The sequence below is a fragment of the Halomonas sp. DQ26W genome (genome assembly GCF_003339685.1).
In the GTDB taxonomy this organism is placed as follows: domain Bacteria; phylum Pseudomonadota; class Gammaproteobacteria; order Pseudomonadales; family Halomonadaceae; genus Halomonas.
Window position 1 is genome coordinate 1 of record NZ_QPKI01000058.1, and the last position, 2,444, is coordinate 2,444.

Consider the following 2,444-nt stretch of genomic DNA (forward strand, 5'->3'; position numbering starts at 1 on the left):
TGTCAATGGCCATCAGAAGTGACCCACCAGCGGTCATTAGTTTTGACCCACCCGTGATCGTCAGCTGAGCGTTTTCTGCTTCAGCCGGTAGCTCTCCCCGCCGAGCAGATAGAGGTGCGAGTGGTGGATGATCCGGTCGACGATCGGCACCGCCACGTTGTCGTCGTGGAAGAACTCCCCCCAACTGGTGAAGTCCTTGTTGGTGGTGATGATCAGCGAGCGGTGCTCGTAGAACCGGTTGATCAACTGGAACAGCGCGTAGCGCGCCTGCCGGCTCATCGGCAGGTAGCCCAGCTCATCGATCACCAGGGCGTCGACCTTGGCGAGCTTGTGCAGCGTCTTCTTCAGCTCGCCCTTCATCTCGGCCAGCTCCAGCTCCTCGACCAGGTCCAGGGCATTGCGGAACAGCACCCGGTAGCCGGCCTCGATGGCCTTCTGGCCGATACCGATGCTCAGATGGGTCTTGCCCACCCCCGGCGGACCGATGAATACCAGGTTCTCGCGGTTGTCGAGGAAGGCGAAGTCGAGCAGAGCGTTGATCTGGCGCTTGGTAATGGTGGTCTGGTGCCGGTAGTCGAACCCCTCCAGCCGCTTGTCGCTGGGGAACCCGGCCTGGCGCCGGTAGAGGTCGATGCGCTTCGCCTCGCGGGTCTGGCGCTCGTGCTCGACCAGCATGTCGGCGAAGGCCAAGTAGGAGACCTCGTTGGCCTCGGCCTGAGTCAGTAGGTCAGTGAGGTCACCGGCGATGGCGCCGAGGCGCAGGCTGCGGTAGCGCCCGGCGGTCAACTCAAGCTGCCCCATGGGTCACCTCCTGCTGACCACCGGAGCGGCCAAGTTGGGCGTAGGGAGCCAGCTCCGCCGGCGTTGTACCCGGGCTGGCAGGCACGTCGGCGTCGTGATCCCGGCCCCGCGCCTTGGCCAGCCGGGCCGCCGCCAACCGCTCCTTGAGCCGCCTGGCCGTGAGGCGCTCCCGGGTGACCCAGTCGCTGACCAGCGCCAGGTCCAGATCGGGCTCGCCTTCCAGCACCTTCCTGGCGCCGCGTAGCTGGTCCTTGTAGTGATGCGGCATGCTATCGCGCAGTCGGGCGCAGAGTTGCTTTCCCAGCGTTTCACCGAGGCGCTGAGCAATGGCTTGCTCCAGGTCGGCCTCCTGCTGGTGGTGATCACGGTAATGGTCGCTGTTGCGTAGCGTGCGACCCTTGCCCAGATGCAGGGTATGAGCGGCGATCTCGTCGCCGCTCTCCAGGTCGTGAACCGTCAGCCGGTCGCCCGCTTCTTGAACCCCGACACGGCCCTGCTGGTAGGCCATCGGCACCGAGTACTTGTTGGCCTTCCAGGCGATCAACCCGGTCTTGTCGACCCGGCGCGGGGCCAGGCCGTCGTCCTCGCGGCCCACGCAGGCCGGGGTCAGGTAGGGGCGCAGATGGCGCCGCTCCTCGGCGTCGCACAGAGCCCTCGGCTGCTGACCTGTGGTGCCGTGAGTCCGCACGTTGGCGACGTCGTCGAGCCACTGCCGCACGTAAGCGCGCAGGTCGGCCTCGTCTCGGAACACCTCGCCATAGAAGGCATCCTGCTTGGCGTACTTCACTCCGGCCTCGACCTTGCCCTTGCTCTCCGGATCGTAGCCGCAGCAGGCGCGGATCCGGAAGCCGGCGGTGGTGGCGTACTCATGGAAGCGCTGGTTCACCTCCAGCTCGCGGAACTGCTCGCTGATCACCACCATCTTGGTCTGGTCGTAGACGCACTCCTCGGGCAGGCCGCCGAAGTAGCGGAACGCCTCGTCGTGCAGGCGGATGAAGGTGGCGGTATCGAGCGGCGACAGGCTGACGCCGACATAGGACAGGCGCGAGTAGGAGAGCACGAACACCACGAAGTACAGAGGGCGCGGCTCGCCGTCGATCATCACCTCGCGCAGCTCGCCCGGATCCACCTGGCACTGCACCCCTGGCACCATGTCGAGCACCGGCTCGTAGTAGCGCCGCTGCCGGCTGGCCACCGTGCTCTTCACCTGCTGTACGTAGCGGCGCAGGGTGCGCTCGGAGACCGCCAACTCGCCGACCTTTTCGCGCAGCTTACGGGCCACCTTGACGCTGCTCAGCCGGGGGAAGGTGCGCAGCAGGTAGACGATGTAGTCGCGGTGGGCGTCGAGCTTCTTCTCGCGCTCCCGGTTCGACTGCGCCGCCTCGATGGTGGTCTCGTCCTGGCGCAGGTACTTGCGGACGGTGTTGCGGGAGATACCTAGCTCCTGGCCGATGGCGCGAATCGACAGGCCCTGTCCGTTATCGTGTAACGCTTTGATCTTGTGAATCATTCCCCAGTCCTTCACATCTCCGTCCCGACCCTTGGCTGAGCCGACACGGTAGGTGGATGGTGGCAGCGCTGCCACCTCGGGGGTGGGTCAAAAGCGTTGGCCGGTACTGGGTCACTTTACTTGGCCATTAACA

At 65.4% G+C, this 2,444-nt stretch carries 2 protein-coding genes; both read right to left on the reverse strand.

What is annotated here, in order from left to right; translation table 11 throughout:
• Positions 1 to 60: 60 nt before the first annotated feature.
• Complete coding sequence (gene istB, locus DU490_RS16840) at positions 61 to 801, reverse strand: IS21-like element helper ATPase IstB (RefSeq protein ID WP_114575373.1); 741 nt, start codon at positions 799 to 801, stop codon at positions 61 to 63.
• Positions 788 to 2,311 carry an IS21 family transposase gene (gene istA, locus DU490_RS16845; RefSeq protein WP_114575374.1) on the reverse strand — a complete coding sequence of 508 codons (1,524 nt, stop codon included), beginning with the start codon at positions 2,309 to 2,311 and terminating at the stop codon, positions 788 to 790. Before istA ends, istB begins: the two co-directional genes overlap by 14 nt.
• Positions 2,312 to 2,444 lie beyond the last annotated feature (133 nt).